Annotated in this window: 28 protein-coding genes and 1 tRNA gene; 11 read left to right on the top strand and 18 right to left on the bottom strand. The window is 71.4% G+C overall.

Annotation, left to right across the window (positions count from 1 at the left end; genetic code table 11):
* Positions 1–21: 21 nt before the first annotated feature.
* The 3 genes from HNR21_RS35050 to HNR21_RS06730 form a co-directional block, all read right to left on the bottom strand.
* On the bottom strand, positions 22–573 hold the full coding sequence (locus HNR21_RS35050) for an NAD(P)-binding domain-containing protein (RefSeq protein WP_312880883.1): 552 nt from the start codon (positions 571–573) through the stop codon (positions 22–24).
* A complete protein-coding gene (locus HNR21_RS06735; RefSeq protein ID WP_182704491.1) occupies positions 570–1,112 on the bottom strand; it encodes a carboxymuconolactone decarboxylase family protein in 543 nt (180 codons plus the stop codon). Before HNR21_RS06735 ends, HNR21_RS35050 begins: the two co-directional genes overlap by 4 nt.
* A gap of 435 nt (positions 1,113–1,547) precedes the next feature.
* The gene (locus HNR21_RS06730) at positions 1,548–1,889 is read right to left on the bottom strand and encodes a VOC family protein (RefSeq protein WP_182704490.1); all 342 of its coding nucleotides are present in this window, start codon (positions 1,887–1,889) and stop codon (positions 1,548–1,550) included.
* 593 nt (positions 1,890–2,482) lie between these two features.
* On the opposite strand from HNR21_RS06730, the gene HNR21_RS06725 reads away from it, so the two are divergent.
* From HNR21_RS06725 to HNR21_RS06710, 4 genes are all read left to right on the top strand, one after another.
* Positions 2,483–3,358, top strand: a complete 876-nt coding sequence (locus tag HNR21_RS06725) for a hypothetical protein (RefSeq protein ID WP_182704489.1) — start codon at positions 2,483–2,485, stop codon at positions 3,356–3,358.
* Positions 3,359–3,797: 439 nt separating this feature from the next.
* Complete coding sequence (locus tag HNR21_RS06720) at positions 3,798–4,334, top strand: RNA polymerase sigma factor (RefSeq protein ID WP_182704488.1); 537 nt, start codon at positions 3,798–3,800, stop codon at positions 4,332–4,334.
* Entirely contained in the window at positions 4,331–5,308 is a 978-nt protein-coding gene (locus tag HNR21_RS06715; protein WP_182704487.1) for a CU044_5270 family protein, read from the top strand. Before HNR21_RS06720 ends, HNR21_RS06715 begins: the two co-directional genes overlap by 4 nt.
* Positions 5,309–5,377: 69 nt before the next feature.
* Positions 5,378–5,572, top strand: a complete 195-nt coding sequence (locus HNR21_RS06710; RefSeq protein ID WP_182704486.1) for a hypothetical protein — start codon at positions 5,378–5,380, stop codon at positions 5,570–5,572.
* Between the two features lie 80 nt (positions 5,573–5,652).
* On the opposite strand, the gene HNR21_RS06705 is transcribed toward HNR21_RS06710, so the two are convergent.
* Positions 5,653–5,723: transfer RNA gene (locus HNR21_RS06705), tRNA-Gly, on the bottom strand.
* Between the two features lie 119 nt (positions 5,724–5,842).
* Here HNR21_RS06705 and dcd point away from each other — a divergent pair.
* A complete protein-coding gene (gene dcd / locus HNR21_RS06700) occupies positions 5,843–6,418 on the top strand; it encodes a dCTP deaminase (protein WP_119726564.1) in 576 nt (191 codons plus the stop codon).
* 194 nt (positions 6,419–6,612) lie between these two features.
* Here the strand turns inward: dcd and HNR21_RS06695 are convergent, their stop codons facing one another.
* The 8 genes from HNR21_RS06695 to HNR21_RS06660 all read right to left on the bottom strand — a co-directional run bounded on the left by HNR21_RS06695 (position 6,613) and on the right by HNR21_RS06660 (position 15,563).
* Positions 6,613–6,867, bottom strand: coding sequence for a type 2 periplasmic-binding domain-containing protein (locus HNR21_RS06695; protein ID WP_182704485.1), 255 nt, complete (start codon positions 6,865–6,867; stop codon positions 6,613–6,615).
* Between the two features lies 1 nt (position 6,868).
* Positions 6,869–7,741, bottom strand: a complete 873-nt coding sequence (gene thpD, locus HNR21_RS06690) for an ectoine hydroxylase (protein WP_182704484.1) — start codon at positions 7,739–7,741, stop codon at positions 6,869–6,871.
* 41 nt (positions 7,742–7,782) lie between these two features.
* On the bottom strand, positions 7,783–8,178 hold the full coding sequence (locus HNR21_RS06685) for an ectoine synthase (protein ID WP_182704483.1): 396 nt from the start codon (positions 8,176–8,178) through the stop codon (positions 7,783–7,785).
* Between the two features lie 189 nt (positions 8,179–8,367).
* The gene (gene ectB / locus HNR21_RS06680) at positions 8,368–9,627 is read right to left on the bottom strand and encodes a diaminobutyrate--2-oxoglutarate transaminase (RefSeq protein ID WP_182704482.1); all 1,260 of its coding nucleotides are present in this window, start codon (positions 9,625–9,627) and stop codon (positions 8,368–8,370) included.
* A 48-nt stretch (positions 9,628–9,675) separates the two neighbouring features.
* Positions 9,676–10,209, bottom strand: a complete 534-nt coding sequence (gene ectA / locus HNR21_RS06675) for a diaminobutyrate acetyltransferase (protein ID WP_119726560.1) — start codon at positions 10,207–10,209, stop codon at positions 9,676–9,678.
* A gap of 520 nt (positions 10,210–10,729) precedes the next feature.
* Positions 10,730–12,856 carry a (Fe-S)-binding protein gene (locus HNR21_RS06670; RefSeq protein ID WP_182704481.1) on the bottom strand — a complete coding sequence of 709 codons (2,127 nt, stop codon included), beginning with the start codon at positions 12,854–12,856 and terminating at the stop codon, positions 10,730–10,732.
* 304 nt (positions 12,857–13,160) lie between these two features.
* Positions 13,161–14,081, bottom strand: a complete 921-nt coding sequence (locus HNR21_RS06665) for an NADP-dependent oxidoreductase (protein WP_182704480.1) — start codon at positions 14,079–14,081, stop codon at positions 13,161–13,163.
* Positions 14,082–14,111: 30 nt separating this feature from the next.
* Positions 14,112–15,563 (bottom strand): MFS transporter, encoded by a 1,452-nt coding sequence (locus HNR21_RS06660; protein ID WP_182704479.1) that lies wholly within the window; start codon positions 15,561–15,563, stop codon positions 14,112–14,114.
* A gap of 101 nt (positions 15,564–15,664) precedes the next feature.
* On the opposite strand from HNR21_RS06660, the gene HNR21_RS06655 reads away from it, so the two are divergent.
* From HNR21_RS06655 to HNR21_RS06645, 3 genes are all read left to right on the top strand, one after another.
* Positions 15,665–16,591: a LysR family transcriptional regulator gene (locus HNR21_RS06655; protein ID WP_182704478.1), complete on the top strand. Its 927-nt coding sequence runs from the start codon at positions 15,665–15,667 to the stop codon at positions 16,589–16,591.
* 180 nt (positions 16,592–16,771) lie between these two features.
* Positions 16,772–17,410, top strand: coding sequence for an SAM-dependent methyltransferase (locus HNR21_RS06650; protein WP_182704477.1), 639 nt, complete (start codon positions 16,772–16,774; stop codon positions 17,408–17,410).
* A gap of 174 nt (positions 17,411–17,584) precedes the next feature.
* A complete protein-coding gene (locus tag HNR21_RS06645) occupies positions 17,585–18,130 on the top strand; it encodes an alpha-ketoglutarate-dependent dioxygenase AlkB (protein WP_182704476.1) in 546 nt (181 codons plus the stop codon).
* A 187-nt stretch (positions 18,131–18,317) separates the two neighbouring features.
* Here the strand turns inward: HNR21_RS06645 and HNR21_RS06640 are convergent, their stop codons facing one another.
* The 3 genes from HNR21_RS06640 to HNR21_RS06630 form a co-directional block, all read right to left on the bottom strand.
* Positions 18,318–18,893 carry a GNAT family N-acetyltransferase gene (locus HNR21_RS06640; RefSeq protein WP_182704475.1) on the bottom strand — a complete coding sequence of 192 codons (576 nt, stop codon included), beginning with the start codon at positions 18,891–18,893 and terminating at the stop codon, positions 18,318–18,320.
* 138 nt (positions 18,894–19,031) lie between these two features.
* Positions 19,032–19,322 (bottom strand): hypothetical protein, encoded by a 291-nt coding sequence (locus HNR21_RS06635; protein WP_182704474.1) that lies wholly within the window; start codon positions 19,320–19,322, stop codon positions 19,032–19,034.
* A complete protein-coding gene (locus HNR21_RS06630; RefSeq protein ID WP_182704473.1) occupies positions 19,289–20,449 on the bottom strand; it encodes a helix-turn-helix domain-containing protein in 1,161 nt (386 codons plus the stop codon). Before HNR21_RS06630 ends, HNR21_RS06635 begins: the two co-directional genes overlap by 34 nt.
* Before the next feature lie 143 nt (positions 20,450–20,592).
* Here HNR21_RS06630 and HNR21_RS06625 point away from each other — a divergent pair, with 143 nt between their 5' ends.
* Genes HNR21_RS06625 through HNR21_RS06615 form a run of 3 tightly spaced genes read left to right on the top strand, consistent with a single transcriptional unit; the run spans position 20,593 to position 21,701 of the window.
* A complete protein-coding gene (locus tag HNR21_RS06625) occupies positions 20,593–20,967 on the top strand; it encodes a hypothetical protein (protein WP_182704472.1) in 375 nt (124 codons plus the stop codon).
* Entirely contained in the window at positions 20,967–21,227 is a 261-nt protein-coding gene (locus HNR21_RS06620; RefSeq protein WP_182704471.1) for a hypothetical protein, read from the top strand. Before HNR21_RS06625 ends, HNR21_RS06620 begins: the two co-directional genes overlap by 1 nt.
* A gap of 39 nt (positions 21,228–21,266) precedes the next feature.
* The gene (locus tag HNR21_RS06615) at positions 21,267–21,701 is read left to right on the top strand and encodes a hypothetical protein (protein ID WP_182704470.1); all 435 of its coding nucleotides are present in this window, start codon (positions 21,267–21,269) and stop codon (positions 21,699–21,701) included.
* 43 nt (positions 21,702–21,744) lie between these two features.
* Here HNR21_RS06615 and HNR21_RS06610 read toward each other — a convergent pair whose 3' ends face one another.
* The 3 genes from HNR21_RS06610 to HNR21_RS06600 all read right to left on the bottom strand — a co-directional run bounded on the left by HNR21_RS06610 (position 21,745) and on the right by HNR21_RS06600 (position 26,919).
* Positions 21,745–22,914, bottom strand: coding sequence for a CU044_5270 family protein (locus HNR21_RS06610; protein ID WP_182704469.1), 1,170 nt, complete (start codon positions 22,912–22,914; stop codon positions 21,745–21,747).
* Positions 22,911–23,447 (bottom strand): RNA polymerase sigma factor, encoded by a 537-nt coding sequence (locus HNR21_RS06605; protein ID WP_182704468.1) that lies wholly within the window; start codon positions 23,445–23,447, stop codon positions 22,911–22,913. Before HNR21_RS06605 ends, HNR21_RS06610 begins: the two co-directional genes overlap by 4 nt.
* Before the next feature lie 169 nt (positions 23,448–23,616).
* The gene (locus tag HNR21_RS06600; RefSeq protein WP_182704467.1) at positions 23,617–26,919 is read right to left on the bottom strand and encodes a S8 family peptidase; all 3,303 of its coding nucleotides are present in this window, start codon (positions 26,917–26,919) and stop codon (positions 23,617–23,619) included.
* Positions 26,920–26,966 lie beyond the last annotated feature (47 nt).

Raw genomic sequence — 26,966 nt, 5'->3', positions numbered from 1 at the left:
AAAGCGGGGAATCGCCGGATGTTACAGCGGAGGGTGCTGCGCTGGGCGGCCGAGGAAAGGGCCGCCGAGATGCTCGACCGGCTGGGCGAACTGGTGTCCTGCGAGTCGCCGCCCGGGTCGGCGCCGCATCTGGCCGCGTGCGCCGACCTGCTGGCCGGCTGGGGCCGTGCCGTGCTGCGCCGGGAGCCCCGGCGGTCGGGGGCCGCGCTGGTCTGCGAGCCGGGCACGCCGTCCGGGGAGCTGAAGGTGGCGCGCAAGGGAGGGTCGGCCTACCGGCTCACCGGCCGCGGCCGGGCCTCCCCGGCTGTAGGAGGGGAAGAGCAGGCCCGAGTCGTTCAGCAGGGAGTTCCAGTCCCAGCGCAGCCGGATCTCCGGATCCGTGCTCGTGGTGTGCACCTTGTTGAGGGAGATGAGCCGCCGGTGCCGGGGGTAGCGCTCGAAGAACCCGCCCGGCCGGTCCTCGCGCTCCAGCGTCAGGTAGTCGGCGCCGGCCTGCTGCAGGAAGTAGCTGAGCTGCAGCCCGGCGGGACCGGCGCCGATGATCAGGTACTGGTGGCGGGCCTGCGTCGTCACCGGGACGGCCCCAGGTAGCCGTGCTCGACGATCCGCTGCGCGGCGAACTCGTACACGGCCGGGTTCTCGGGCGCGGTGGCCGCCAGCCCGTCGACGTACCGGTTGTACATGCAGAACGCGGCGGCGATGAGCACCGTGTCGTGGATCTCGACGTCGGTGGCGCCCTCCTTGCGCGCGGCGGCCACGTCGTCGGCGGTGACCGTCCGGGCGTCCGCCTGGACCAGCGCGGCGATCCGCAGCAGCGCCTTCAGCTTGGCGCTGACCGGCGCCCCGTCGGGATCGTCCCGGACCTGGTCCACCAGTTCCATGCCCTCGGGAAGCTGGGCGGCCGCGAACGCCGCGTGCGAGGCGGTGCAGAACCCGCACTGGTTCAACGACGACACGTACGCGGCGATCAGTTCCCGCTCGCCACGGGTCAGGCTGCTCGGCCCCCGCAGCAGCACCTCGGCGAGGGCGTTGAGGGGGCCGGCGGTCTCGGGCCGGTAGGCCATCAGGCCGGTGATGCCCGGAAGGTCGTTGCCCAGTTCGATATGCGGCATCAGGCCCCCATTTCGCGCGGCGAGGATGGCCGGAGCCTATCCGGCGGCCCCAACCGCATCAATAGACCCTGGATGAAGCCCGATGCTCTTTCCGGAGATCGCCGGGTTGCGGCGAGCCTTTTCCCATTGGGCCGGACCGGAATTCATAATCCGGTCGGCTTGTTCATCGAGGCTCGACGGACGCGACACCGCCGTTCCGGTTCCCCGCCGGCAGACCGTTCGGCCTCGTCCGAAGGGACCGCCGCAGCCGAATGCCCGGCCTCCGTGCTGTCGGCCACGCGGGCACGCCCCGGCGGTCGCTTCGTCAGTGGCGGGCTGTCCTGACCACCCGCGAAGTCCGCAGTATCGGGACCGACGTGGCATGACTCGCCCCGCTCGGGAACCGGGCCGTCGCCAGACCCGGAGCGCCTCAGTTCCTCTCGACCGCCGGGGCCGTCACAGTGGAGCGCCGCCGAACCCGATCTCGTTCCCCTCGGGGTCGCGGTATATGGCCTTGCGCACGCCGTTCGAATAGGTCTCCCGATCCGCCGGCTCCAGTCCCCGATCCGCGATCCGCGCGACGAGCGCATCGAAGTCGTCGACGAAGATCGTGTGCATGGCGTGGCCGGCGTGCTCGGGCCGATGCTCGATGAACACGTACCGATGCTCCGCGAGCTCCCACACGACCTCCGTGTCGCTCGCGACGAACGTCGGCGGGGAACCCAGCAGCCGCTCGTACCACTCCAGGGCCGCCGCATAATCCGCGACCGGGATTCCCGCGAACAGTTCGAGAGCCATACCGCGATCATAGGAACATCCCCGCCCCCATGACCGGCAGCACGCGAGCCGCCCGGCCGACGAACGGCCCGGGATGGGTACGGCGCGAAGTCCGGCAGGGCGAGGCGCCCCGACCCCGCCGAAGGCCCGGCAGGGAACCTGCCACTCCCGCGAAGTGGTCATCTTCGATGAGCGCACCGCTGTCCCGACAGGACGTGCTGACCAGGCCCGGCGGCCCGCCCTCCGGCCTGCGACAGCACGGGCACCGCCCGGCAGGCCCGGAACCGGACACCGGGAACCGTCGCCGAGGAAGGCATGAGCCTGGCCCCACGCATCGGTCTGGAGGCGATGCCAGTACGGCTGTATCGAACCGGTGAATGACGCTGCGCGTCGAATGTCACATTGAGGTACGACGATCAGGTTCGCGGTCACCGTTTCGTACCGGCGGAAGCCGCCGGCCAGGGGACGACCGGCCTCGGTCGCGCACGAGACCGTCGAACCTCGAGCAGGCCGTGCCGCAATGCCCTTTGCGCGGGTGCCGCGGACGGTCTGGAAACGGCAGAACATGTCCTGGCCGGCCAGGCCGGTGCAGCAGATTCCGCGAAGGAGTGGAAATGCGAGTTCGGCGAAGGGTCAGGCTGCTGGGAGCAGCCGCCGTCCTGGGACTGGCCGCGACCGTGATGTCCGGGCTGACGCAGCCGCCACCGGCGTCGGCGGCCACGGGCCTGCAGATCGTCACCGCCGACTCCGCGTCCGACTACACCGACAGCAAAGGGGCCTATGCCTTCTGCCCCACGGGCAAGCGGGTCATCGGCGGCGGAGGTATCGTCCGGAACGCCGGGAGCAACGCCGCGATCCGCATGCTGCGCCCGGAACCCGGGTCGTTGCGGGACGCCTTCGTCGCCGCGGCCAGCGAGACGACGTCCTACAACGGCAACTGGTCGGTGACCGCCATCGCCGTGTGCGCCGACCCGCTGCCCGGCCTGGAGCACGTCTACTCCGAGAGCTCCCGGGACTCCAGCGCGTTCAAGAGCAACATCGCCACCTGCCCGGCCGGGAAGAAGGTCATCGGCACCGGCGGCTGGGTCGGCAACGACCGGGGCCGCGTCGTACTCGACGAGATCATCCCGGCGACCAACCTGCAGACCGTGCGCGCCGGCGCCTACGAAGCCGAGGGCGGCAACCCCGACGTGTGGTGGCTGGGCACCTGGGCCGTCTGCGCCGACCCGATGCCGGGGCTCACGCTCATCACCAAGACCGGCACCCAAAGCACCGCCCAGAGCAAGGCCATCTTCGCCGACTGCCCCGCCGGCACCAAGGTGCACGCCGTCGGCGGGGACGTCCACGGCGGCAACGGCCAGGTCGTCCTCAACTCGCTGTACCCCCAGACCGGCCTGACCTCCGCAATGCTGCAGGCACGCGTCGATCCCACCGGCTACACCGGCCTATGGCAGACACGCATCTTCGCCATCTGCGCCCCCGAAGCCTGAGCGCACCAGGCATATTTACTCCTCCTCGCCATGTGCGGCACTCTGCGACAAGACCTGTCCGAGCCCGGTGGAGGCACAGATCGCGCGGTATACGTTCTCGATTTCTTGCGCCGGGCCGCTGAAGTCCTCCAAATGCGCCACATGACTTTGCAGGGCCCTCCTGTTCGCAAGCCTTTGCATGGAGCTCGACGCCTATCAGACAGTGCGACAGTTCGATTCAGCTTCGCAGTTTTTTGGGACATGACGTCGAGCCTGGCGGCGATCATGTCGGCGGCTTGGCGATACCGGCGGGCTTGCGGGTGTACGCAGGCCCCGCCAGCCATCCTTGAGTTCGTTCCAGTGGCCCGGTAACACTCCGGTCGGTCTCGACACGTAGGGGGTGTCCGCCTCCCAGAGTGAAGGAGATCCCCGATGTGCCGCCAAAGACACCGGGCCGCAGATGGCTGACCGCGAGACCGCCTTCGAGATGATGTACGCCGCGGCGTACGAGCCGATCCTGGGGTATGCGCTGCGCCGCTGCTCGTCTCCGGAGGACGCCGCCGACGTCGTCGCGGAGACCTTCACCGTCGCCTGGCGCCGCTTTGAGGAGATACCGTCCGGCGACCGGGCACGGCTGTGGCTGTACGGCGTCGCCCGCCGCGTCCTGGCCAACCACCGTCGTTCGCAGGAACGGCATCGGCTGCGGACCACGAGCCTGCGCGACGAGATCGCCACGGCGGCCGTCGATCCCACCGACACCGCCGCGATCTCCCAGGCGTTCGGCCGCCTGTCCGAGAGCGACCGCGAAGTGCTGAGCCTGGTCGCCTGGGAGGGGCTGGACCACACCGGCCTGGCCATGGTGCTGGGCTGCTCGACCGCGGCCGCGCGCGTCCGGCTGCACCGCGCGCGCAAGCGTCTGTCCCGCGCACTGCGCTCGGCGGGCGTCGAATACCGGCCCGTGACCCGCCCCATGAACGAACGGAGCTCGCTGACATGAAGCCTCACCCCACCGACGATCTGGTTCGTGCGATGGCCCGCGTCGACGACGCCTCCCTGGCCGGGTACGCCGGCCGGCCCGCCGCGCGCGCTCTGCTGAACGACGTCATGACCGTCCCCGAACCGCCGGCCGTGCCGACCCGCCGTTTCCGGCCGCCCGGCCTGCGGCTCGCGGTGGCCGGCGCGGCGGCGCTCGCGATCACGGCGGGGGTCAGCGTCGCCGTCCAGACCGGCGGCGACGCCGTGCCGCCCGGACCGGTCCAGCCCGAGATCCGGCTGGCATCGGCCGCCGAGACGGGCCGGGTGCTCGACCGCGCCGCCGCGGCCGCCGAGAGCCGCCCGGTCACCGCCCCCAAGGCCCAGCAGTGGGTCTACACCAAGATGCGGCTGACCACCGGAGCCAGACCGGGCGGGGCGGTCGCCGGCGGCCCCTATCGGACCGACGAATGGGAGCTCTGGCGGCGGGCCGACGGCAAGCGGTTCGCCGCGTACAAGAACGGCGAGATCGAGGTCAGCCACGAGATGGTCTCGTCGGTCATCGCGGCCAGGTACAACCCCATCCCCACCGATCCCGCGGCGCTGCTGCGCAAGGTCGGCGGCGACCGCCCGAAGGGCCGCGAGATGGCCTACCTGACGCTCATCACGCTGCTCCGGGACAACGTCCACCCGCCGGCGACGGAGGCGACGATCTTCCGTGCCATCAAGCTGATCCCGGGCGTGACCCTCCTCAAGGACAGGGTCGACGCGGCCGGCCGCCCGGCCCTGGCCCTCGGCCTGACGACAGGCTGGGTGCACGAGGAAGTGCTGCTCGATCCCCAGACCTACAGCTACCTCGGCGAACGCGCCATCGCCATCAAGGACCGCACGCTGCGGTCAGAGGGCGAACCCGCCCTCCGGATACCGAAGGGAACCCTGCAGCGCCTCATGGTCCGCGTCACCGCCAAGATCGTGGACAAGCCCGGCCAGCGCTCCTGACCTCACCCGGACAGGCCCGGCGAACCGACCCGCATACCGCCCGCCGGGGCGTTGGGGCTGGAGGCGGCTGTGGAGTGGGAGCGGTCGGCCTCGGTGGTGCGGTCGTTCGAGGCGGCGGTGGCCGCGCTGCGCTACCAGCACCGGCCCAAGAACGCCGACCGGGCCATCACCGACGGGCTCGACGCCCTGGTCCAGGCACAGCGCACGCAGAAGGGCGACGATGACGAGGACGGGGCGACCGGCAAGCTGGTGCCGGTGGCCTGATCGCACGAGGGTGGCCCGCGCTCTGAACGACCAAGGCCCAGGTCCGGGGACCGTGTCCCTGGCCTGGGCCTTCACGTGAGAGCGAGTGACGGGAATCGAACCCGCGCTACCAGCTTGGGAAGCTGGAGTTCTGCCATTGAACTACACTCGCCTGCGGTCCACCGATGAGGTGGCTGCGGTCATATGTTACCGGATGTTCGGCGGTTGGCCAGCCGGGGCGGTCGGTGGGCGGGGCGGGAGCAGGGGGCCGGGGGCGGTAACTTTGCCGGCATGTTGCTCTCTGACCGTGACATCAGGGCCGAGATCGAGTCGGGGCGGGTCAAGATCGATCCGTTCGATCCGGAGATGGTGCAGCCGTCCAGTGTGGACGTGCGGCTGGATCGGTACTTCCGGGTGTTCGAGAACCACCGGTACCCGCACATCGATCCCGCGGTGGAGCAGCCTGACCTGACGCGGCTGGTGGAGCCGGACGGGGACGAGCCGTTCGTGCTGCATCCGGGGGAGTTCGTGCTGGCCTCCACCTACGAGGTGTTCGCGCTGCCGGATGATCTGGCGGCACGGTTGGAGGGGAAGTCGTCGCTGGGGCGGCTGGGGTTGCTGACGCACTCGACGGCGGGGTGGATCGATCCGGGGTTCACGGGGCACGTGACGTTGGAGCTGTCGAACGTGGCGACGCTGCCGATCAAGTTGTGGCCGGGGATGAAGATCGGGCAGATGTGCCTGTTCCGGACCAGCTCGCCGGCGGAGTACCCGTACGGGTCGGAGCGGTACGGGTCGCGGTACCAGGGGCAGCGGGGGCCGACTCCCTCGCGGTCGTGGGTGAACTTCCACCGGACCAAGATCTGACCCTCGGGTCCGCGGGACGGCCTGGAGGAGGTCGGGGGTGCGCCGCTCGGACGGGTCGGTGACGAACGGCCTGATGCCCTCCGGCGGGCCGCCGCCGGACCGGAGCCGCTCGAGCTCGGTGTCGAGCGCCTCGGGCAGTCCGGTGTCGTCCTTGCGGAGGCCGAGGCCGCTCGCGCCGGCCTCCTTCCCGCCGTTCACCACGGGTACAACGACGGAGTGACCTCGATCGGGGCGTCGGCGTAGTTCTGCTGCCTGTTCCAGTTCAGGGTGATGGAGGTCAGCGCGACCGCGTCGATCCGGTCGTCCGGCGGCCCCTGGAACGCGGCGTCGGCGTCCGGGTACGTCCTGATCTGCGGCTCCTTGACCCCGGCGGCGATGACGTCGTGCCGCCGGGCGGTCGGGCCGGGGATCATCGCGCCGGACGAGTCGACCGGCAATTGAATCCTCATGTCACAGCACCGGGGTGAAGTCGCGGGATGCGATGAACTCGGGGCGGCGGGAGGGGGCCGCGAAGGGCTCGGCGCAGGCGTTCTCCACGCTGTTGAAGACGATGAAGACGTTCGAGCGGGGGAACGGGGTGATGTTGCCGTTGGAGCCGTGCATGCAGTTGCAGTCGAACATCGTCGCCGAGCCCGCCGGGCCGGTGAACAGTTCGATGCCGTGCTTGCCGGCCAGGGCGGTCAGGCTGTCCTCGTCGGGGACGCCGATCTCCTGGTCCTTCAGTGAGTGCTTGTAGTGGTCCGGCGGGGTCTCCCCCGGGCAGGACACGAAGGTACGGTGCGACCCGGGCATGATCATCAGGCCGCCGTTGGTGGCGTGGTTCTCGGTCAGCGCGATGGAGATGCTGACCGCCCGCATCCGCGGCATCCCGTCCTCGGCGTGCCAGGTCTCGAAGTCCGAGTGCCAGTAGAAGTCCCGGCCGCGGAACCCGGGCTTGTAGTTGACCCGGCTCTGGTGCACGTACACCTCCGAGCCGAGGATCTGCCGGGCCCGGCCCGCCACCCGCGGGTCGCGCACCAGTTCGGCGAACACCTCGCTGACCCTGTGCACCTCGAAGATGGAACGGACCTCGTCGGAGCCCTTCTCGGTGACCACCCGCTCGTCGCCGCGCATGTCCCGGCCGAGCCGCCGCATCTCGGCGCGGTAGCGTTCGACCTCCTCGGGCTCGATCAGCCGCTCGATGGTCAGGAAGCCGTCCCGGTCGAAACCGGCCAGCGTTCCGGCGTCGATCGGCCCGTCCTCCGCCGTCCCGTACACGACCGGGTCCTGCCGGTCGATGAACCGGGGCTCGTCGCCGCCGCGCGTGGGATACAGGTCGATCATGGCATTGCTCCTTTCCAGCGGGGTCCGGCGGGGGCGCGTCGTCAGGCGTCTTCCTCGACCAGCAGCGGGTAGGCCCCGTTCTCGTCGTGGACCTCGCGGCCGGTGACCGGCGGGTTGAACACGCAGACCGTCCGGACGTCGGTGTGCGCGTGCAGGGTGTGGTGCTCGTGCCCGTCCAGCACGTAGAGGGTCCCGGGCTCGATCGCGAAGCGCTCCCCGGTCTCGTCGTCGACCAGTTCACCCCGGCCGTCGATGCAGTACACCGCCTCGACGTGGTTGGCGTACCACATGGACGTGCTGGTCCCGGCGTACAGCACGGTGTCGTGCAGCGAGAACCCGACCCCGTCCCGCGCCAGCAGCAGCCGCCGGCTCCGCCAGGTCCTGGCCTCCACATCGGCCTCGGTGCCGATCACGTCGTTCAGCGTTTTGACGATCACGTCTTCCGTCCAATCCGTCGATCTCTTCACTGCGGTCCCGGGCCGCCGCCCCGCGATCCGGGAACGCCGGCCGCCGCCCGGGACCCTGAAGGCGCCGGCGGCCGGTGCGGGGTTCCGGCCGCCGGCGGAGCCGTTTCTTCCGGGTGGCCGTGTCCGAGCGGGGGTGACACGGCTCCGGGAGGAACGGGCTCAGGCGGGTTGCAGGTTCAGGGCGGCGGTGACGGAGTCGGCGAGGATCTCCAGGCCCTGGGTGAGTTCGCGGTCGGTGATGGTCAGCGGGGGCAGCAGCTTGGCGACCTCGCCGTCGGGGCCGGAGGTCTCCATGAGCAGGCCGCGTTCGAACGCCTCGGCGCAGACCCGGCCGGCGACCGACGGGTCGGCGAAGGCGATGCCCTGGGCCAGGCCGCGGCCGCGCAGGCCGGTGACGGCGTCGCCGAGGTGGTCGGCGAGGTCGGCCAGGGCGCGGCGGACCTGCTCGCCCTTGGCCCGGGTGGACTTGTCCAGTTCGTCGTCGGTCCAGAAGCGCAGGGCGGCGGTCGCGGTCACGAAGGCGGGGTTGAAGCCCCGGAACGTTCCGTTGTGCTCGCCGGGCTCCCAGACGTCCAGTTCGGGGCGCAGCAGGGTGATCGCCATCGGCAGCCCGTAGCCGCTCAGCGACTTGGACAGGCAGACGATGTCGGGAACGATCCCGGCCTCCTCGAAGCTGAAGAACGGGCCGGTCCGGCCGCAGCCCATCTGCACGTCGTCGACGATCAGCAGCATGTCGTGGCGGCGGCACAGGTCGGCCAGGCCGCGCAGCCACTCGGGGCGGGCCGCGTTCAGGCCGCCCTCGCCCTGGACGGTCTCGACGATGACCGCGGCGGGCTTGTCCAGGCCGCTCCCGCCGTCCTGGAGCATCCGCTCGAACAGCATGAAGTCGGGGGTCTGGCCGTCGAGGTAGTTGTCGTAGGGCATGGTGACCGTGTGGCCGAGCGGCACGCCCGCGCCGCCGCGCTTCATCGAGTTGCCGGTGACCGCCAGCGAACCCAGCGTCATGCCGTGGAAGGCGTTGGTGAAGGTGACGACGGTCTGCCGGCCGGTGTACTTGCGGGCCAGCTTGAGCGCCGCCTCGACGGCGTTGGTGCCGCTCGGGCCGGGGAACTGGATCTTGTACTCCAGCCCGCGCGGGGCCAGCACGATCTCGGTGAACGCCTCCAGGAAGTCGCGTTTGGCCACGGTGTGCGCGTCCAGGCTGTGCACGATCGAGTCGGCGACCAGGTAGTGCAGCAGCCTGAGCTTGAGTACGGGGTTGTTGTGGCCGTAGTTGAGCGCGCCGGCGCCGGCGAAGAAGTCGAGGTAGACGCGGCCGGACTCGTCGGTGACGGTGCTGCCCTCGGCGGTGCGGAACACCGTGGGCCAGCCGCGGCAGTAGCTGCGCACCTCCGACTCGACGCGTTCGAAAACGTTCATGGACAAGGCCGCCTTCCGTGATGAGGGTGGGCGAGTACGGACAAGGGATCAGCGGGCGAACGGGCCGATGCGGTAGAGCACCTCGGGCTCGTGCGCGGCGTGCTCGTCGGGGAACATCGCCGGTCCGAACAGCTCGCGGCGGACCAGGGCGCAGCCGCGCCGCCGGGCGAACGACTCGAACAGGCGGGCCGAGGCGGTGTTGCCGGGGGTGACCGTGGCCTCGAGGTGGCGGACGCCGGGGCGGCGGGCGGCCAGCTCGTCCAGCATCCGGTGCGCCAGGCCCCGGCCGCGGTGCCGGTCGTCGACCGCGACCTGCCAGACGAAGAGGGTGTCGGGGGCGCCGGGCCGCAGATATCCGGTGACGAACCCGCAGGGCCCGCCGGGGCCGTGCGCGACCACCGAGGTGTCGGCGAAGTCGCGGCACCACAGCGCGTAGGCGTACGGGGAGTTGAGGTCCAGGGAACGCGAGTCGCGGGCGATGCGCCACAGTTCCCGCCCGTCGGCGGGCCGCGGCCGGGCCAGCCTGATCGCGCTCTCCGTCCGGCGTGGGTCGATGTCGTGGATGAGGGGTTGCGCCGCCATGGGGAGTGAACGTAGCTCACGTTCCGAAACGGCTCCGGAGCCCGGAGTGACGCGCGATGTTTGCGATCGGACGAGATCGGGTAAGGCGAGCCTATTTGGGACACCCGGTCAGGCTTTCGGTCTGCCCCTAACCAAGCTTTGAGCCACGTTCTGGGCGCTCACCTGGGGGTTCACCGGCCTCGTCGATCACGGATCGCGCCTCTGCCCGCCGTCCGAATCCTGGACCCGGAGGGCGGGAAGGCCCATGAGAACGACACTTTCCACGTGATCTAGATCATGCGGATTTGATGTCAACCCGCGAGGCGACCAGAGCGTCGGAGCCGTCCTCACCCGCCCCGATCGGCGCCCCCACCGGCCGCCCCCGGGACTCGTGGGTCCACCGGGACGGGCATCCGAGCGCGCACGCCCCACCACTACCCGGCGCACGCGTTCCACACATGCCGTTCCGCCACATCGGCCACGGAAAGCGACGAGCGCCCCTCTCCCGGCTCGCAGGAGAAGGGCGCTCGATCAGAAGGTCTTACTCGGCCGCCACGGGCTCCTTCTCGCCCTTCACGGAACGGATGAGGAGCTGCGAGACGTCGACCACCTCGAGGCTCTCCTTGGCCTCTCCGGCGTTCTTCTTCTCGTTGATGGCGTCGCCCAGCATCACCAGGCAGAACGGGCAGGCCGTCGAGACGGTGTCGGGGTTGGTCCCCAGCGCCTCGTCCACGCGCTCGGTGTTGATGCGCTTGCCGATCCGCTCCTCCATCCACATCCGGGCGCCGCCGGCGCCGCAGCAGAAGCCGCGGTCCTTGTGCCGGTGCATCTCCTGGGTCTTGACCCCGGGCACCGTGGCCATGACGTCGCGGGGCTGCTTGTAGACCTTGTTGTGGCGGCCCAGGAAGCAGGGGTCGTGGTAGGTGATGTTCTCCTCGATCGGGGTGACCGGGGTGAGCTTGCCGGTCTCGACCAGGTGGGCCAGCAGCTGGGTGTGGTGGACGACCTCGTAGTTCCCGCCGATCTGCGGGTACTCGTTGGCGAGGGTGTTGAAGCAGTGCGGGCAGGTCGCCACGATCTTCTTGACGCCCGCGTCGTTGAGGGTCTCCACGTTCTGCTGGCCGAGCATCTGGAAGACGAACTCCATGCCCAGACGGCGGGCCGGGTCACCGGTGCACGCCTCCATGGGGCCGAGCACCGCGAACTTGACGCCCGCGATGTGCAGCAGCTCGGCGACGGCCTTGGTGGTCTTCTTGGCGCGGTCCTCCAGGGCGCCCGCGCAGCCGACCCAGAACAGATATTCGACATCTTGGCCCAGCTTGTCGTCGACGACCTCGACCTCGAAGTCGAGCTCCTCGATCCACTCCAGGCGCTTCATCTCGGACATGCCCCAGGGGTTGCCCTTGTTCTCCAGGTTCTTCAGCATCACGCCGGCCTCGCTGGGGAACGAGGACTCGATCATGACCTGGAAGCGGCGCATGTCCAGGATGTGGTCGATGTGCTCGATGTCCACCGGGCACTGCTCGACGCAGGCGCCGCAGTTGGTGCACGACCACAGCACGTCGGGGTGGATGACGCCGTCGTCGCCGACGAGCGGCTTGTCCACCTCCATGGCGGCCTTCTGCTCGTCGGTGAACTTCTCCCGCTCCTCCTCCGAGGCCAGGATGTAGGGCGCCTTGTGGAACGCGTGGTCGCGCAGCTCGAGGATGACCATCTTCGGCGACAGCGGCTTGCCAGTGTTCCAGGCCGGGCACTGGGACTGGCAGCGACCGCACTCGGTGCAGGTCGCCATGTCCAGGAAGCCCTTCCAGGTGAAGTCCTCGATCTTGCCGCGGCCGAAGGTGTCCTCGTCGGGGTCGGCCTCCTCGAAGTCCAGCGGCTTGCCCTTGCTCATCATCGGCTGGGCGGCGCCCAGGCCGTCCGGGCGGCGCTTGAACATGACGTTCAGCGGGGCCAGGAAGATGTGCAGGTGCTTGGAGTTGACGACGATGACCAGGAAGACCAGGGCGACGCCGATGTGCGCCAGGAGGAAGGCGGCCTCCAGGAAGACCATCGGGCCGGACTCGGGCTCGCCGATGTTCTTCATCAGCTGGCCGACGCCGTAGGAGGCGTAGGCGGCCTTGCCGTAGGAGAAGTTCTCGTTCGCCACCTCGGCGCCGCGGAAGGCGAACATCGTCCAGATCACGTTGAAGATCATGAACAGGATGAGCCAGGCGCCGCCGGTGTGCGAGCCCTTGAACCGCGACCTGCGGTCGAGCTTCTTCGGCGAGTTCTTGATCCGGATCGCGGTGAAGGTGGCCAGGCCCGCCAGGCAGGCCAGCGCGATGGTGTCCTGGACGAACCCGATCGGCCCCCAGGTCTGCAGGAACGGGATGTGCGCGTGCAGCCCGAACAGCAACTGGACGCCGGCCTCCAGGTAGACGGTCGCCAGCAGGAAGAAGGCCCACATCACGGCGAAGTGCGCGGCCCCCGCCACGGTCCACTTCAGCAGCTTGCGCTGCCCGAGGACCTCGACGACCTGGCCCTCCACGTCGCCCTTCGGGTCACGCTTGACCTGAAGCACCCGCTCGGGGTCCGGCTGGCCGCTCTGGAAGAGCTTCCACAGGAACATCACCCGCCGGCCGGCCAGCGCAACCGCCACCGCCGTACCGACGAGCCCAACGATCAACGTGACCGCGTATTGCAAGGTTCCGTCCTCCTGAAGGTACGGGCGTCGGCTGTCAGCGTAGGGCTCGCGACGGACAGCCCAGCATCCGGGGGCCGAATACTACTCGGGAGTAGCATAAGCGGTCACTCGACCGAACGGCCCGTCACCCACCGAAGTCGTGGTATACCTCCCGCACCCGCCCGCCTGCAAACAAATGTGCAGGTCAACGCCGCTGTTCTCGGCCGGTTGTGTGACCTCACAGCGCCGGGCGGGCACCGGGTGTCCCGGCGCCCGCTCCCGTCCCGTGCCCGGCCCCGGGTCCAGGTCACTCCTCGGCGACCCGGATGACGGTCTTGCCGGGGACGCCCCGCCCGGCGGCGAACGCGGACGCGGTCTGCGCCAGCGGGAGAACGGCGCCCACCAGCGGGCGGAGCCGTCTGTCGTGGACCCGCCGGGCCAGGTCGGCGAGCCGGTGCCGGTCGGGTTCGACGATGAAGAAGATCGCCTGGCCGTTCTCGGGACGGACCCGGGGCGGCGCGGCGATCGTCACCAGCCGGCCGCCGGGCCGCACCAGCGCCGCCGACCGGTCGAGCGTCTCGCCGCCGATCACGTCCAGCACCAGGTCCACCCGGCCGACCTGCGCCGGCCACCCGGCCCGCAGGTCGACGAACACGTCCGCGCCGAGTTCCAGCACCGTGGCCCGGTGCGCCGCGCGGCCCGTCCCGATCACGCGGGCGCCGGCGTCGCGGGCCAGCTGGACCGCGAGCGAGCCGACCCCGCCGGCCGCGCCGTGGATCAGCACGGTCTGCCCGGCCTCCAGGCGCCCGTGATCGAACAGGCCCTGCCAGGCGGTGAGACCGGACAGCGGCAGCGCGGCGGCCCGGACGTGGTCGACGGTCGCGGGGAGCGGCGCCAGGTTGCGGGCCTCCACCGCGACGTACTCGGCGAGGGTGCCGTCGCGGGTCCAGTCGGTCAGTCCGAACACCCGCTGTCCCACCGTCAGGCCGGTGGTGCCCAGCCCCAGCTCGGCCACCACGCCGGACACCTCGTGCCCGGGGATCACGGGGGTGCGGTCCCGGCCCGCCCGGTCGGTCCAGGTGCCCGGCCAGTCGAGCTCGCCGGGGGTGAACGCGGCCGCGTGCACCTTCACGATCACGTCGTTCTCGGCGGCGTGCGGATACGGCGCGTCCTGCAGCGCCAGCCCGGCCGGACCGGCCTCCCGGTCGCGCGTCCTGATCGCCTTCATGGTCCCTCCTCAGGTTCGTAGCGTGACGGGTCAGTCCCGGCGGAGCAGCAGGGGCAGCAGGAACAGGGCGGCGAGCGCGAGCCCGAGATTGCCGAGCAGGGTGACGGTGAACGCGCCGGTGTGCGCGGCCGGGAACGCCTCATGGCCCGTGGCGGTGAGGAAGACCAGGCCGAGGACGGCCACCCCGAGCGACATCCCGAGCTGCCCGGCGGTCTCCAGCACGCCGCCCGCCGCGCCCGCGTCCTCGGCGGGCGCATCGCGCAGGGCCGCCGCGATCAGCGGGCTGACGCCCAGGCCCTGGCCGAAGCCGATGACCGCGAGAGCGGGCAGCATGGTCCAGCCGGTCAGCTCCGTTCCGGCCGCCCAGGCGGTGCCGAGCAGGGCGAGGGTGCCGACGGCGTTGACGGCGTAGCCGAGGGTGAGGACGTGGTGGCCGAGCCGGGCCTGCAGCCGCGGTCCCAGCAGCGAGGCCGCCGAGAAGGCCACGGCCAGGGGGACGAACGTCAGTCCCGCCGCCAGCGGCGAGTAGCCCATCCCGCTCTGCAACTGGAGGGTGAGGATGAAGAACAGGCCCGCGTTCCCGGCGAAGAAGGCCAGCGCGATCGCGTTCCCGGCCGTGAAGGCGCGCAGGCGGAACAGCGCGGGGTGGACCAGCGGGCTGCCGCCGCGCGCGGCCAGCCGCCGTTCCCAGGCCGCGAACGCCGCCAGCACGACCGGCGAGGCGGCCAGCGAGATCCAGGTCCAGGCCGGCCACCCGGCGTGCTGACCCTCCACCAGCGGGACCGACAGCAGCAGCAGCGCCCCGCTGAGCAGGCCCACACCGGCCAGGTCGAGGCGGGCGGCGGAGGCACCGGCCGCACGGCCCCCGGGCAGCAGGCGGGCCGCGCCGACGAGGGCCAGTACCCCGAACGGCACGTTCACCAGGAACACGTTCCGCCATCCCAGCCCGAGCACGTCCAGGTGGATCAGCAGCCCGCCCAGCACCTGCCCGGCGATCGAGGCCAGCCCGATCGTGGCGCCGAACACCGCGAACGCCCTGGCGCGCGCCCGGCCGGTGAACGCGGTCTGCAGCACGGCCAGCACCTGCGGGTAGAACAGGGCGGCCCCCACCGCCTGCACGGCGCGGAACGCGATGAGCACCGCCGGGCCGGTGGCCAGCCCGGCTCCCAGGGAGCCGAGGAGGAAGACCGCCATCCCGGTGAGGAACAGCCGCCGCGTTCCGAACAGGTCGCCCAGCCGGCCTCCGGTCACCAGCAGCAGCCCGTACACCAGGACGTAACCGCCGACCGCCGTTTCGACCTGGGCGAAGCTCGCGCCCAGGTCGGTGCGCAGGGAGGGCACCGCCACGTTCACGATGAACGAGTCCATGATCGCCATGAAGGTGCCGGCCATCACCACCAGCAGCGTCCACAGCTGCCGGCCGGACATCCGGCGCGGGTCCGCCGCCCCGATCCGCCGGGGGGCTTCGAGCACTGCGGTCATACCGCTCATCTCCTTGATCGTCGATCGGGCACGGCTCCACGATCGATCGGCGCGCTCACCCGAACAACGACGGACCGGACAACGGTCGATAATCGAGGCTTATGGATGGGGCGCAGGTGCCCGAGCGGCACGAACTGGAGGCCTTCCTGACGCTGGCCGAGGAACTGCACTTCGGCCGCACCGCCGAACGGCTGCGGCTGTCCCAGGCCCGGGTCAGCCAGACCATCAGGAAGCTGGAGCGCAGGGTCGGCGCGCCGCTGTTCGAGCGCACCAGCCGCAGGGTCGCGCTCACCCCGCTGGGCGCGCGGCTCCGCGACGACCTGCGGCCGCTCTGGGAGGGCGTGCGGGAGGCGATGGCCCGGGCGCAGGCCACGGCCCGGGGCGTGGACGGGGTGCTGCGCGTGGGGTTCCTGGGCTCCGGCGCGGGCGAGCTGACCTCCGCGATCATGGACACGTTCACGGCCCGGCACCCGGGCTGCGAGATCGTGATGCGCGAGACCCACTTCGCCGACCCGCTGGGGCCGCTGCGGGCGGGCGAGGTCGACATGCTGATCACCCGCCTGCCGGTGCGGGAGCCGGACCTGGTGGTGGGACCGGTGGTGCTGTCGGAGCCGCGGGTGGTGGCCGTGCCCGCGCGCCATCCGTTCGCCCGCCGCGCCGCGGTCTCACTCGAGGACCTGGCCCGCGACACCGTGTTCGGCGTCACCGGGCCCGCGCCCGACTACTGGTGGGACTTCCACGTGCCCCGCTTCACGCCCGGCGGGAGGCCCATCCCGCGCGGGCAGGACGTGGCCACCTTCCAGGAACTGCTGGCGCTGATCGCGGCGGGCCGCGGCATCTCACCGATGGCCGCCTCGGTGGAACGCTATTACGCCCGCCCCGACATCGCCTTCGTCCCGCTGAAGGACGCCCCGCGCACCGAGGTCGCGCTGGTGTGGCGCGCCGCGGGCGTCACCGCCCGCATCCGCGCCTTCGCCCAGGCCGCCCGCGACGCCGTCACCGCCAACGGCGGCCCCGCCCGCTTCTGATCCGGTGCACCGGCCGCCTCACCCGGCGACACCGGGCCGGCACGCGGGAACCGCCTCTGCCGGACCTTGCCGGAACGGCAAAGAAGTTTGCGCTTCCATCGATGTGACGGGCACTGTCCGTTCAGAACCCCGTGCGTCCCGCCGGACGCCGCGACCTTCCGCCGAGCACGAGGACCCGTGATGACCGCACCGCAGCCGCAGAACGACGCCGAGCAGTTCTGGGAGGACCGCTACACCAGCCGTCCCCAGGTCTGGAGCGGCAACCCCAACCAGCCCTTGGCCGACCTCGTCGCCACCCTGTCCCCCGGCCGCGCCCTCGACCTGGGCTGCGGCGAAGGCGGCGACGCCGTCCACCTGGCCGCCCGGGGCTGGCAGGTCACGGCCGTCGACATCTCCCCCACCGCACTGGCCCGGACCCGTGCCCTCGCCGAACGCGCGGGAGTCGCGGACCGGATCACCACCGAGCAGCACGACCTGGCCCACACCTTCCCCGAGGGCGCCTACGACCTGGTCTCGGCCCAGTTCCTGCAGAGCCCGCTGGAGTTCCCCCGCGACGAGATCCTGCGCAAGGCGGCCCGGGCCCTGGCTCCGAACGGCCTCCTGTTCATCGTCGAGCACGGCTCCGTACCGCCCTGGGCGCCCAACCCCCATGTCCACCACCGCTTCTCCACTCCCCAGGAGATCTACGACGGCATGGCCCTGGACCCCGCCCGCTACCGCCCCGAGCGCCTGGCCACCCAGGAACGCCTGGCCACCGGCCCCAACGGAGTGACCGGCCCCCTCACCGACGTCGTCGTGCTGATCCGCCGCATCTCCTGACCCGCCCGGCGCCCCGCCCCGGAAAGGACCGGTCCCTTGGGCTATTGGATGTTCCTGTCCAGGCACGAGGCCGACGAGGCCGACGAGGTCGCGGCCCCGCTCGACCGTCCCGGCGGCTCCCGTGCGGCGCCGGCCCATGGACGGGCCGGGCCGTGATCGAATAGGTTTTCGAAGGTGGTCCCAGGTCTCCTCCGTGTGCCGGGCTGGCTGGACGACGAGGCCCAGCGGCGGCTGTCCCAGGACATCGACGCGGCGCCCTGGTCGTCGCAGTTGCGGCGGCGCGTGCAGCACTACGGGCATCGCTATGACTACGGGCGGCGCGGCATGGGCGGCGATCCGGCCCCGCCGCTGCCCGGCTGGGCGGTGGCACTGGCCGGACGGCTGCACCGGGAGGGGCACTTCGACCGCCCGCCCGACCAGGTGATCGTGAACGAGTACCTGCCCGGGCAGGGCATCAGCGCCCACGTGGACTGCGTGCCGTGCTTCGGGCCGGTCGTCGCCTCGGTCAGCCTGCTGTCGGCGTGCGTCATGGAGTTCACCCACCCCGAAGAGGGGACGCGCGTGCCGGTGCGGCTCGCGCCCGGCGACCTGTGCGTGATGACCGGACCGGCACGGTTCACCTGGCGGCACGCGATCCCGGCGCGCAAGACCGATCCCGGACCGGACGGACGCGTACCGCGCGGACGCCGCGTGTCAGTGACCCTGCGCACCGTTCTGTGACCCGGACACGCCCGAGGCCGACGTCGCATCGACACCACCGGCCGGGGCTGGGGGCGCGGGATCAGTCGACATGGTCCAGAGCGGCGTCCTGGCCGAGGTCTTTGACACCGTCCGCGCCTTCTACACCCGCGCCGCCACCGCTGCCAACGCCGTCATCAAGGAACTCGGCTGACTCCGGGCGTGCGCATCACCGTGTGCGAGAGGCCGCGCGGGTCAGCGGAAGCCCGATGACGAGCGCGTCATAGTGGGGAGCGTCCGGATAGGGGCGCAGCTTGCCGACCTTCTTCCAGCCCCACCGCGCGTAGGCGGTCTGGGCGGGCTCGTTGTCCTCGCGGACCAGCAGCGTCGCGCGTTCCTCCTTGCGTCCGCCCAGCAGCTCGTCGTGCAGTGCGTGCGCCACGCCCTTGCCCTGCCACTCGGGAAGCACCATCAGCTCGTTGAACGCGAACGTGCGCGAGCCCGTCTCGACGGTGAACCCGTCCGGCACCGGCGTCGTGAGCCCCTCCCACCAGCGAGAGGTCGCCGGCAGCGCGTACCCGAACGCCTGCCCCACCGGCGTTCCGTCCAGGTAGGCCACCACGATCTCGAACCCGGGCGCCCGCACGTACCCGCGCACCCGCTCAGCGAACCGCGCGGCACTGTAGAACGGGTCGTCGATCACATCGGCATGGGTCGCCTCGTAGAGCGGAACGACCACCGCGTCCAGAATCCGCTCGATCCCGGCAGGGTCATGACGAGTGAACGTGAGATCAAGCGCGTCCATCAGTCTCCAGAGAAAGCGAGCGTGGGATCAGTCGACATGAGGACGTGGGCCGCCTTGTGCAGCGGATCGATCATCATGCCCGTGATCCATCCGGTCTCAGCAGATCATGACGGCCGAGCGCGAGTCGGGGGGCGGTCGTCAGGACCGAGCCTCGCCGTCCACATGCCGTCCGCACCTGTCGCGTCGATGGTGCCGAGGCGTCACATCACCGGAATCGAGCACCTCCGCCAACGCCGCGGCGAACACCTGCAACGCTTCGACCCGGCCCATCGGAGTCGCGGACTCACGCACGCCGTCATCACGTCGGCACAGCCACGTCTGGCCGCTGTCGTCGGTAAGGACGATCACCTTGGTTCCCGCCAGATGGAACGTCGCGTCCTTGTGGCCGCCGCCGTTCAGGACGTCCTCCATGCTCGGCCCGTCGGCCATCCGCTCACCTCCGCGAGTCGTTCACGGGCGTCCTTGACCTCCAGGATGGTGCTCCAACCGCGCGTTCCGTCCAGAAGGTGCCGAACGTGGATGTCCACCCGGCGAGAAGTCACCAGGGGGACCGTCCGGGACAGTGCTGTCATCGCCCGGGCGGTCTCGTCGATGTCTCGCGCCCGGACAGCAGTCTTAGCCAGACGCGCCTGGTAGAGGGCCAGCAGCAAAGGTGATTGCGACTCGACCGCCGCCACCGCCGACCGGAGATCGATCGCGCCCCGAGCGGGGAGCCCGCAATCGCTGAGCGCGATGCCCGCGTTCGCCATGATCTCAGCGCTGTCGAGCGCACCGAGCCGGTCCATGAGCTCTTGCGCCCGATCAACTGCGCGGCGTACTTGCCGCTCCTGCCCGGGGAGCACCGCCAGAGATCGTCCGAGTCGTACGAGCAGCATTGCGCGCGTGGCATCGTCCAGTCCGCCAAGGGCCAGGCCACGGCGGGCGCACTCCACCGCAGATGCCGCTGCGCTTCCATAGGTGCGAATGAGCGCAAGCGTGTCGTAGGCCAGCGCCTGCGCCTGCGCATCACCGGCTTTCCCTGCCAGGGCCAGTGACAGTACGGCCGCCTTCTCCGCCTGGCCAAGCCGTCGAGTGTCATGCAGGACCAAGGCCGCCTGACGCGCAAGACGGGCTGCGGCACCTTGCAGTCGGCGTTCTCCACCCTCGATGGCGGAGGCGACGTGATGCACATGACGGACTGCTTCACGCACCAGTGGTGCGCCGCCGATCTGCTCTTCGGTGTGGGCGAGACGATCAGCCAGAACACGGACGTAGTCGGCATCTCGGTAGGGCTTCGCGCTGGGTGTCAGCTGTGGCATGAACGCCACGCTCGTCGCCGACGCCAGGAACCGACGCCGTTTCACCGGGTCATCCTCCTTGCTCGGTACGAGTTCCAACTCCCAGCCCACGCGGCGCAGCAAGGCGGCGGAGCGGGCCATCCCCGGATCGCGCTTTCCGGACAGAACCATGGATACCCATGGCTGAGACGTTCCGATCTCGCGGGCGAGCCGAGTACCGGTCCAGCCATGACGACGCATGATCACCATTAATGCATCACCAAGGGATTTCACTGCCATGGCTGCAACGTATAACGGCCCGTTATGGGGCGCCTGGCGCACGTGGATTTCGGCTGCTTGCCTCTGCTTCAGAGATGAAGCGGCCCCGGCCCGGCGGTGGCGCGCCGGGGGTTCCGGGGCCTGGCCAGGAGGTGAGTCCTGACGTGGACACGAGGGTAGCGGTGCCGCCTCGGGCGGCGGTGGCTCGGCAGACGGCCGAGTTGCGGAGGCGGTTCCCCGGGGCGGCGTGCTGGTACGGGGAGAGGTCGCGGTTGTGGCTGGCCGCGCCGGTGGGGGCGCGGGGGTTGCTCTGCGCACCGACCGCGCGGGAACTGGCCGGGCTGCTGGCCGAGCACTATCGGCTGCTCGCGATGCAGGTGCAGGCCGCCCGCCAGGCTCGGGCGGGTGCGGGCGGCACGGTGGTGCGAGCGTCCTCGTCCCGGCGCGTTCCGGACCGGCCCTCGGTTCGGGGGCGGCGGGAGGGGCGGCGTACGGGCGGGTGGCTGGTGCGGCTTGGGCTGGTTGCGGGGGCGGCGTGATGTCAGGAGAAGTCGAGCGGCGGCGGGCGCTGCAGGTGCTCGCGGGGATGTTGCGGGGGCAGCGGTACGACGTGGTGGTGGAGTGCTACCACCTGACGGTTCGGGGGAACGAGCGGACCGTCGAGGTGTGGGTGCAGCGGCGGGTCTCGGACGGGGGGCGACTGTGGTTCACGCGGGAAGGGGGGCGGCCCATCTGTGAGGTGGATCGGCCCATGGACGCTGTGGTGGCGGTCAAGGGGGCGTTAGAGGGGGGCGTGTAGTGGGGGCGGGCAGGCTGCGGCGTTGCAGACTTGGGTGGTGTGAGCATCGCATCGTTCGACTACGACGGGTACTGGCGTAGTCCTCGCGATGACTGGCGGGACAAGGGGCTGCACTGGCACTGCTACGCGTCCCGCATGGACGGGGCCACATTCGGCAACGACCTGTTGCGCGAGGATCCCAACACCGACGCGGCACCGAAGATCATCCGCGACTGGCTGCGGAAGCCGGCGCGGACGCTGCAGCACGTGGCCAAGACTCCCGACAGCGCGGTGGAGTGGCTGCGGGGGCAGTGGGAGTCCGTCAAGGGGGGCGCCGGGGAGGCCGCCACGGCGATCGAGCCCGAGACCCTGTTCGGACGGGCGCTGTACGACCTGTCCTGCGGCACCGACATCTGCTGGGGCCACTGGATCTCCGGCGGCTCGACCCACGTCCACATGGCGGTCGTCGGCGTCGCGGACAACTGCCACAACTGATGCCTCCGCCCCTCCCGACGCCGGTCGGGAGGGGCGGAGGGTTTCAGCCCCGGGGAGGGCGAGGCATCTCGGGGAGCGTGTCGACCCATTGGGAGGTCACTGCCTCGTAGTACCAGCGGGTGCCGGGCTTGAGCCAGGACTTGCCGGCCTTGGGCTCCAGGTAGCGGATCTCCTTGGCGAGACCGGCCCCGGTGGTGCGGTCGACGACGAAGTGGATCTCATAGGCGCCCTCGCGGCCCGTCTGGCGCATCTTGAGGGCGGTGCCGGGACGGCCGGTGGCGTCCTTCACACCGTCGACCGCGGTGACGCCCTTGATGTCGGCGAGCATCCGGTAGAACGCGGCGCGCTTGTCAGGGGACAGCGGGCGGCTCATCAGGATGCCCGCCGCCGTCTCGAACAGCTCCGCGTCGGTGTTGTCGCCGTCGTCGGCCTCGCCCAGGGGGTGGGACAGCAGCAGGGCGCGGAGCCTGGCCGGGTCGGCGGGGGTGCGGTCCAGTTCCCGCTGGGTGATGTTGAGGTCGTCGGGTGCGTCCGAGGGCCTGCCCGTCGCGTGGGCGAACGCGCTGTCCTTCGGATGCATCTCCAGGTCGCGTGCCAGACTGGCCGCCGTGTCCCGGCCGCCGCCCTTCGGGACGGGGGCGGTGCTCCAGGAGGTCGGGCGTCCGTCCTTCCGCCAGGCCGCCTCGTCGGCGGGGGTGGCGGGCTTTGCGCCCAGATCCTCGGCGCGGAACCAGCCCTCGTCGTCCACCGCGCGCGGGGTCCACACGTCGTGCTGGTACTGGTGCAGGACCGCGTACCGGTTGCCCGCCGGGCCGACCTGTTCGAGCACCCCGTACCTGGTCCGGGTGTGCCAGTAGCGGCCCGATCGTTCCGGCTGCCGCCGCGCCCCGTCCGCCGCCGCCAGCAGCACCGTGCGGGCGTTCACCACCGTCTGGGTCGTCCCGGCGCCCGGCCGCCGCACCGGGTCCGCGCCGCCCGGCTCCGTGCCGCCCGGGCCCGCGATCACCGGGAACGCCACCGCCGCGGCGGTCGCCGCGCTCACCAGGCCGAGCCCCCACATGGGCCGCACCCGGAGTCGCCGCCGCGCCCGGGAGCGCCGGGGCGCCGCCATCGCCCGGGTCAGCTCGGCCTCCCGCACGGCGGGATCGACGGGTGTCTCGGGATCGAGGTGGTCGGGACGGGCCTCGGCCAGTCGCCGCATCACGTCGCTCATCGCGCCGTCCTTCCAGTGATCGGCATCCGGACGGGAACGGGAACGGCCTCGCCGCCGCCCTCGACGGCGCGGACCAGGCGCCTGCGGGCGCGGTGCAGCCGTACGCGCAGGGCCGGGGCGCCGCATCCGACGACCTTGGCGGCCTCGCGCGGGGTCAGGCCGTGCCAGGCGACGAGGAGCAGGATCTCCCGGTCGTCCTCCGGCAGCGTCGTCAGCGCCCGCAGCACGGCGAGGCGTTCGGCGACGTCCTCGGCGACGTCCGCGCCCGGACGGTGCCCGCTCCGCAGTTCCGCCTCCAGGGCGTCCCGCCGGATCTGCGCGCGGTGGCCGTCGCGCAGCACGTTGCGGGCCACCCCGAGCAGCCACGGCAACGCCGGGTCCGGCATGTCGGCGAACCTGCGCCAGGCGATGGCGAAGGTCTCGCTCACCACCTCGTCGGCGACCTGCCGTCCGGCCCGGCTGACCGCGTACGCCCAGACGTGCTGCCTGCAGGCGTCATAGATGGCGGTGAAGCGTTCCGCTTCGTCGTCCACCGCCCACCTCCGTCCCGTCCCGGTGTCATGTCACCGGGAAGTGGCCCGGGAGGCCCCATCGTTACCGATCGATCCGAAAAGGGGCCTCCCGGACCAGGGGTCGGACGACCACGGCGGAACGAGGATCGTCTGACCCCTGCTCTGGGGTCGTCCCCCAGAGCAACGGACGTCAGCCGGTGCGGTAGGCGCGGATGATCCGCTGGTCGATCACGCTGCCCCGGTCGTCGGACGCCAGGACGCGCAGCGACACGTTCCCCGTAGCGGGCAGGGCGGCGGCGTAGCGGCCGTCGCCCAGGGCACGAGCCGTGACCTTGGTCCACGTGGCACCGTCATCGGTGGACGTCCACAGCTTGAACGACGTCACCCGCGACGACCCGCCGCCGTAGGGCGCGACGGTGAACACCGACTCCTTGCCCGGAACCGGCCGGTTGTGCAGGTCCAGCGCCAGGTCGTAGTCCACCAGCAGCAGCGGCAGCAGCACCGAGGAGTGGTCGGACGGCGCCTTGGAGGTGAACGACCAGGCCGTCGACGTGCGGACCGACACCGGCAGGATCTTCGACGCGTCCACGTCGTACTCCAGCCGGTAGCGCGCCTTCTTCTCCGGGACGGAGAACTCACCCGCCGGTGCGGTGTGCTCGGCGATCTTCTCGCCGTTCGCGTACAGGGCCAGCCGGTGCGTCAGCGGGTCCTCCTCGAAGAACCCGCAGTCGAACCCGTCGACGCGGGTCTGCAACGGCACCAACGCCACCCGCAGCACCCCGCGCGTACGGGTGGACTGCCAGCGCTCGCACTCGCTCAGCGAACCGAAAAGACGCGAGTACGGCCCCGGCCGGACCGGCTGCCGCCCCCAGGTGAACGACTCGCGGCCCCCGGGAGAGACCTCCCGGAACGGCAACTGGTCCACCATGTCCTCGACCATGCCGGGAGAGCCGACCTCGGTCCACAGCGCTCCGGGCGACAGGTAGTCGGTGCGGGTGGTGCCGGGCCTGACCTCACTGCTCGCCTCGACCAGGAAGATGCCGGCCTCGTGGTGGCCGTATCGCTTGTGGCCCATCTGCCGCGTGGCGTCCCCGTCGAACGCGGCGAACCGCTGGTCCACGCGGGCCAGCCTGCCCCGTTCGGCGGGCGTCACCGTGTACGCCGGGTCCTCGGGGAACCGGTCCCCGAACGCGCGCACCAGGTCGTACACCTCGCCCGGCGCGGTCAGCCGGAACCCGGCGAACGCCTCGAACGTGCCGGTGGTGACCTCCTCGGTGGGCTGCACGTAGATCTTCTCGCCGGGATCAAGAGCGTACGTGGCGCCGGCGATGTAGCCCTGCCGCACCTTGTGCAGGTATCCGGCGCCGACCATCTCCGTCTGCGTGGTCCGGTCCGTGACCCTCGCCGCGACCTGTTCCGCCCGTGCGGCGTCCAGCGTCACCGTCACGTCGCGGTCCACCACCACGTCGGGGTCGCCGACGATGGCGAACGAGGACCCGCCGTAGACCTTCCCCATCACGTTGTAGCGCCCCTCGGGCACCCGCAGCGTCGCGGTCCCGTCGTCGAGTTCGACGTACTCCATCAACTCCGCCACGTCACCGACGTTGATCACCTCGGCGTACGCGTCGAACGTCTCCACGCCCGGCAGCGGCGTGGCCTTGAGCGTCAGCGTGTGCATGCGCGGCTCGGCATGGAACGTCAGCGGCGTCCGCACCACCGTGCCGCCGCTCTGGGCCACCACCTCGACCCCGTGGAGCCCGCGCCCCGGCAGCCCGGCCGGATCGACCCGCAGCCCGACCTTCGCGGTGCCGTTCGCGGGGACCTGCACGGAGGACGCCGACAGCCGGACCGCGGACGAGGCGTCCCGGCCCTCCCGGTCGGTCGCCTTCACCGACAGGGACAGGGTCGTCCCGGCACGCCCCTTCCAGGTCACCTCGCCGGTCAGCGGCTCGGTGCCGCCGAACGGGGAGGCGCCCAGGTCGACGATGCCCTGCCCGGCGGTGACGGGCGCGGTGACGGCGGCGCCCGCGTCCAGCCGCCCGGCCCCGCGTTCGAAGACGTCGCCGCCCTGCGCGGGGTCGGCCGCGCCGGTCAGCGCGGCCTTGAGGTCGGCGGCCCTCCAGCCCGGATGCCGCTGCGCCAGCAGTGCGGCGGCCCCGGCGACGTGCGGGGCGGCCATCGAGGTGCCGCTGGCCGCCGTGTAGCGGGAGTCGATCGGACGGCCCATCGACGTGCCCTCGGCGCGGGCGGCGACGACCTCCACGCCCGGCGCCACGATCTCCGGCTTGGCGACGGGACGCCCGCCGCGCGGACCCCGGTTGGAGAAGTCCGCGAGCCTGTCCGCGCCGTCCACCGCGCCCACCGTGAGCGCGGAACCCGCGGCACCCGGCGCGGGCAGCCCGCCGATCATCCCGTCGTTGCCGGACGCCACCACGAACAGCGTGCCGTGCCGCTCGGTGAGCCGGTCGAGCGCCGTGGACAGCGGGTCGGTCCCGTCGGAGGGCTCCCAGCCGCCCAGGCTCATGTTGACGACCCCGGCGCGCGGGGCGGCCCACTCCATGCCGGCGATGACCATCGAGTCGGTGCCGTAGCCCTCGTCGTCGAGGACCTTGCCGACCAGCAGTGAGGCCTCGGGGGCCACGCCCTTGCGCTCGCCGCCGGAACCCGCTCCGGTGCCCGCGATCGTGGCGGCCACGTGGGTGCCGTGCCCGTTCCGGTCGGCGGTCGAGCCGGAGCCGGAGAAGTCCCGGCTCTCGGCGATCCGGCCTTTCAGGTCGGGGTGGTTCGCGTCGGCGCCGGTGTCGAGGACGGCGACCTCGACGCCCTCGCCGGTGTAGCCCGCGTTCCATGCGGTGGGGGCGCCGACCTGGGTGAGGTTGCGGTCCAGCGCGGGCGCCTGGACGGTGGTGGCGGTGGTCGCCCTGACGCGGCGGTCCAGCCAGATCTTGCGGATGCCGCCCGCGGAACGCTGCTTCAGCGCCCCACTGAGCCGGTGCGCCTCCCGCTTGGGCTGCCGCGCCGCCACGGCCCCGAGGCTCGGCAGTTGCCGCCCTTCCTTCAGGGTGCCGCCCAGCGCGGCGAACGGCCGCACGCCCGGGTCCCGCTGCACGATCAGCGGTACGTCTTTGGTGCCGGAGTCGTCGTAGCCCTGCTCGATCAGCCCGGTGACCTCGAACAGCGCCGGGTCCAGCTTCTCGCCGACCAGCCCGGCCACGTCGGCGGGGATGACGCGGATGGTGCCGTCGGGGCGGATCGAGGTGCTGAACGTCGTCTTCCGGCCCTCGCCGGGGGTGACGGACACCGTGGGGACCTTGCCCGCGGCCGTCCGTACCCGGACGACGTCGCCGGTGACCAGCGTGACCGTCCACGACTTGCCCGCCGGGAGGCGGGCGGGCGCAGAGCCGCCGGGCGGATCGGCGTGCGCGGGGGGCGCGGCGCCGAGGGCGGTGACGGCCATCAGGGCGGCCACCGCCGTGCGGAGGGTTCGTCTCAAGGAAGGACTCCTTCGGTTGGGAGCGTCTCCCAGTGATCACCCTTCGC

Source organism: Thermomonospora cellulosilytica, from assembly GCF_014138835.1.
GTDB lineage: Bacteria > Actinomycetota > Actinomycetes > Streptosporangiales > Streptosporangiaceae > Thermomonospora > Thermomonospora amylolytica.
This window is presented reverse-complemented; position numbering and strand designations above follow the sequence as displayed.

Excerpts from the sequence above, each read along its gene's own strand:
- HNR21_RS06735 (WP_182704491.1), bottom strand. The coding sequence starts at position 1,112 with ATGCCGCATATCGAACTGGGCAACGACCTTCCGGGCATCACCGGCCTG.
- HNR21_RS06730 (WP_182704490.1), bottom strand. The coding sequence starts at position 1,889 with ATGGCTCTCGAACTGTTCGCGGGAATCCCGGTCGCGGATTATGCGGCG.
- HNR21_RS06725 (WP_182704489.1), top strand. The coding sequence starts at position 2,483 with ATGCGAGTTCGGCGAAGGGTCAGGCTGCTGGGAGCAGCCGCCGTCCTG.
- HNR21_RS06720 (WP_182704488.1), top strand. The coding sequence starts at position 3,798 with ATGGCTGACCGCGAGACCGCCTTCGAGATGATGTACGCCGCGGCGTAC.
- HNR21_RS06715 (WP_182704487.1), top strand. The coding sequence starts at position 4,331 with ATGAAGCCTCACCCCACCGACGATCTGGTTCGTGCGATGGCCCGCGTC.
- dcd (WP_119726564.1), top strand. The coding sequence starts at position 5,843 with ATGTTGCTCTCTGACCGTGACATCAGGGCCGAGATCGAGTCGGGGCGG.
- HNR21_RS06695 (WP_182704485.1), bottom strand. The coding sequence starts at position 6,867 with ATGAGGATTCAATTGCCGGTCGACTCGTCCGGCGCGATGATCCCCGGC.
- thpD (WP_182704484.1), bottom strand. The coding sequence starts at position 7,741 with ATGATCGACCTGTATCCCACGCGCGGCGGCGACGAGCCCCGGTTCATC.
- ectB (WP_182704482.1), bottom strand. The coding sequence starts at position 9,627 with ATGAACGTTTTCGAACGCGTCGAGTCGGAGGTGCGCAGCTACTGCCGC.
- ectA (WP_119726560.1), bottom strand. The coding sequence starts at position 10,209 with ATGGCGGCGCAACCCCTCATCCACGACATCGACCCACGCCGGACGGAG.
- HNR21_RS06665 (WP_182704480.1), bottom strand. The coding sequence starts at position 14,081 with ATGAAGGCGATCAGGACGCGCGACCGGGAGGCCGGTCCGGCCGGGCTG.
- HNR21_RS06660 (WP_182704479.1), bottom strand. The coding sequence starts at position 15,563 with ATGACCGCAGTGCTCGAAGCCCCCCGGCGGATCGGGGCGGCGGACCCG.
- HNR21_RS06655 (WP_182704478.1), top strand. The coding sequence starts at position 15,665 with ATGGATGGGGCGCAGGTGCCCGAGCGGCACGAACTGGAGGCCTTCCTG.
- HNR21_RS06650 (WP_182704477.1), top strand. The coding sequence starts at position 16,772 with ATGACCGCACCGCAGCCGCAGAACGACGCCGAGCAGTTCTGGGAGGAC.
- HNR21_RS06640 (WP_182704475.1), bottom strand. The coding sequence starts at position 18,893 with ATGGACGCGCTTGATCTCACGTTCACTCGTCATGACCCTGCCGGGATC.
- HNR21_RS06635 (WP_182704474.1), bottom strand. The coding sequence starts at position 19,322 with ATGGCCGACGGGCCGAGCATGGAGGACGTCCTGAACGGCGGCGGCCAC.
- HNR21_RS06630 (WP_182704473.1), bottom strand. The coding sequence starts at position 20,449 with ATGGCAGTGAAATCCCTTGGTGATGCATTAATGGTGATCATGCGTCGT.
- HNR21_RS06620 (WP_182704471.1), top strand. The coding sequence starts at position 20,967 with ATGTCAGGAGAAGTCGAGCGGCGGCGGGCGCTGCAGGTGCTCGCGGGG.
- HNR21_RS06610 (WP_182704469.1), bottom strand. The coding sequence starts at position 22,914 with ATGAGCGACGTGATGCGGCGACTGGCCGAGGCCCGTCCCGACCACCTC.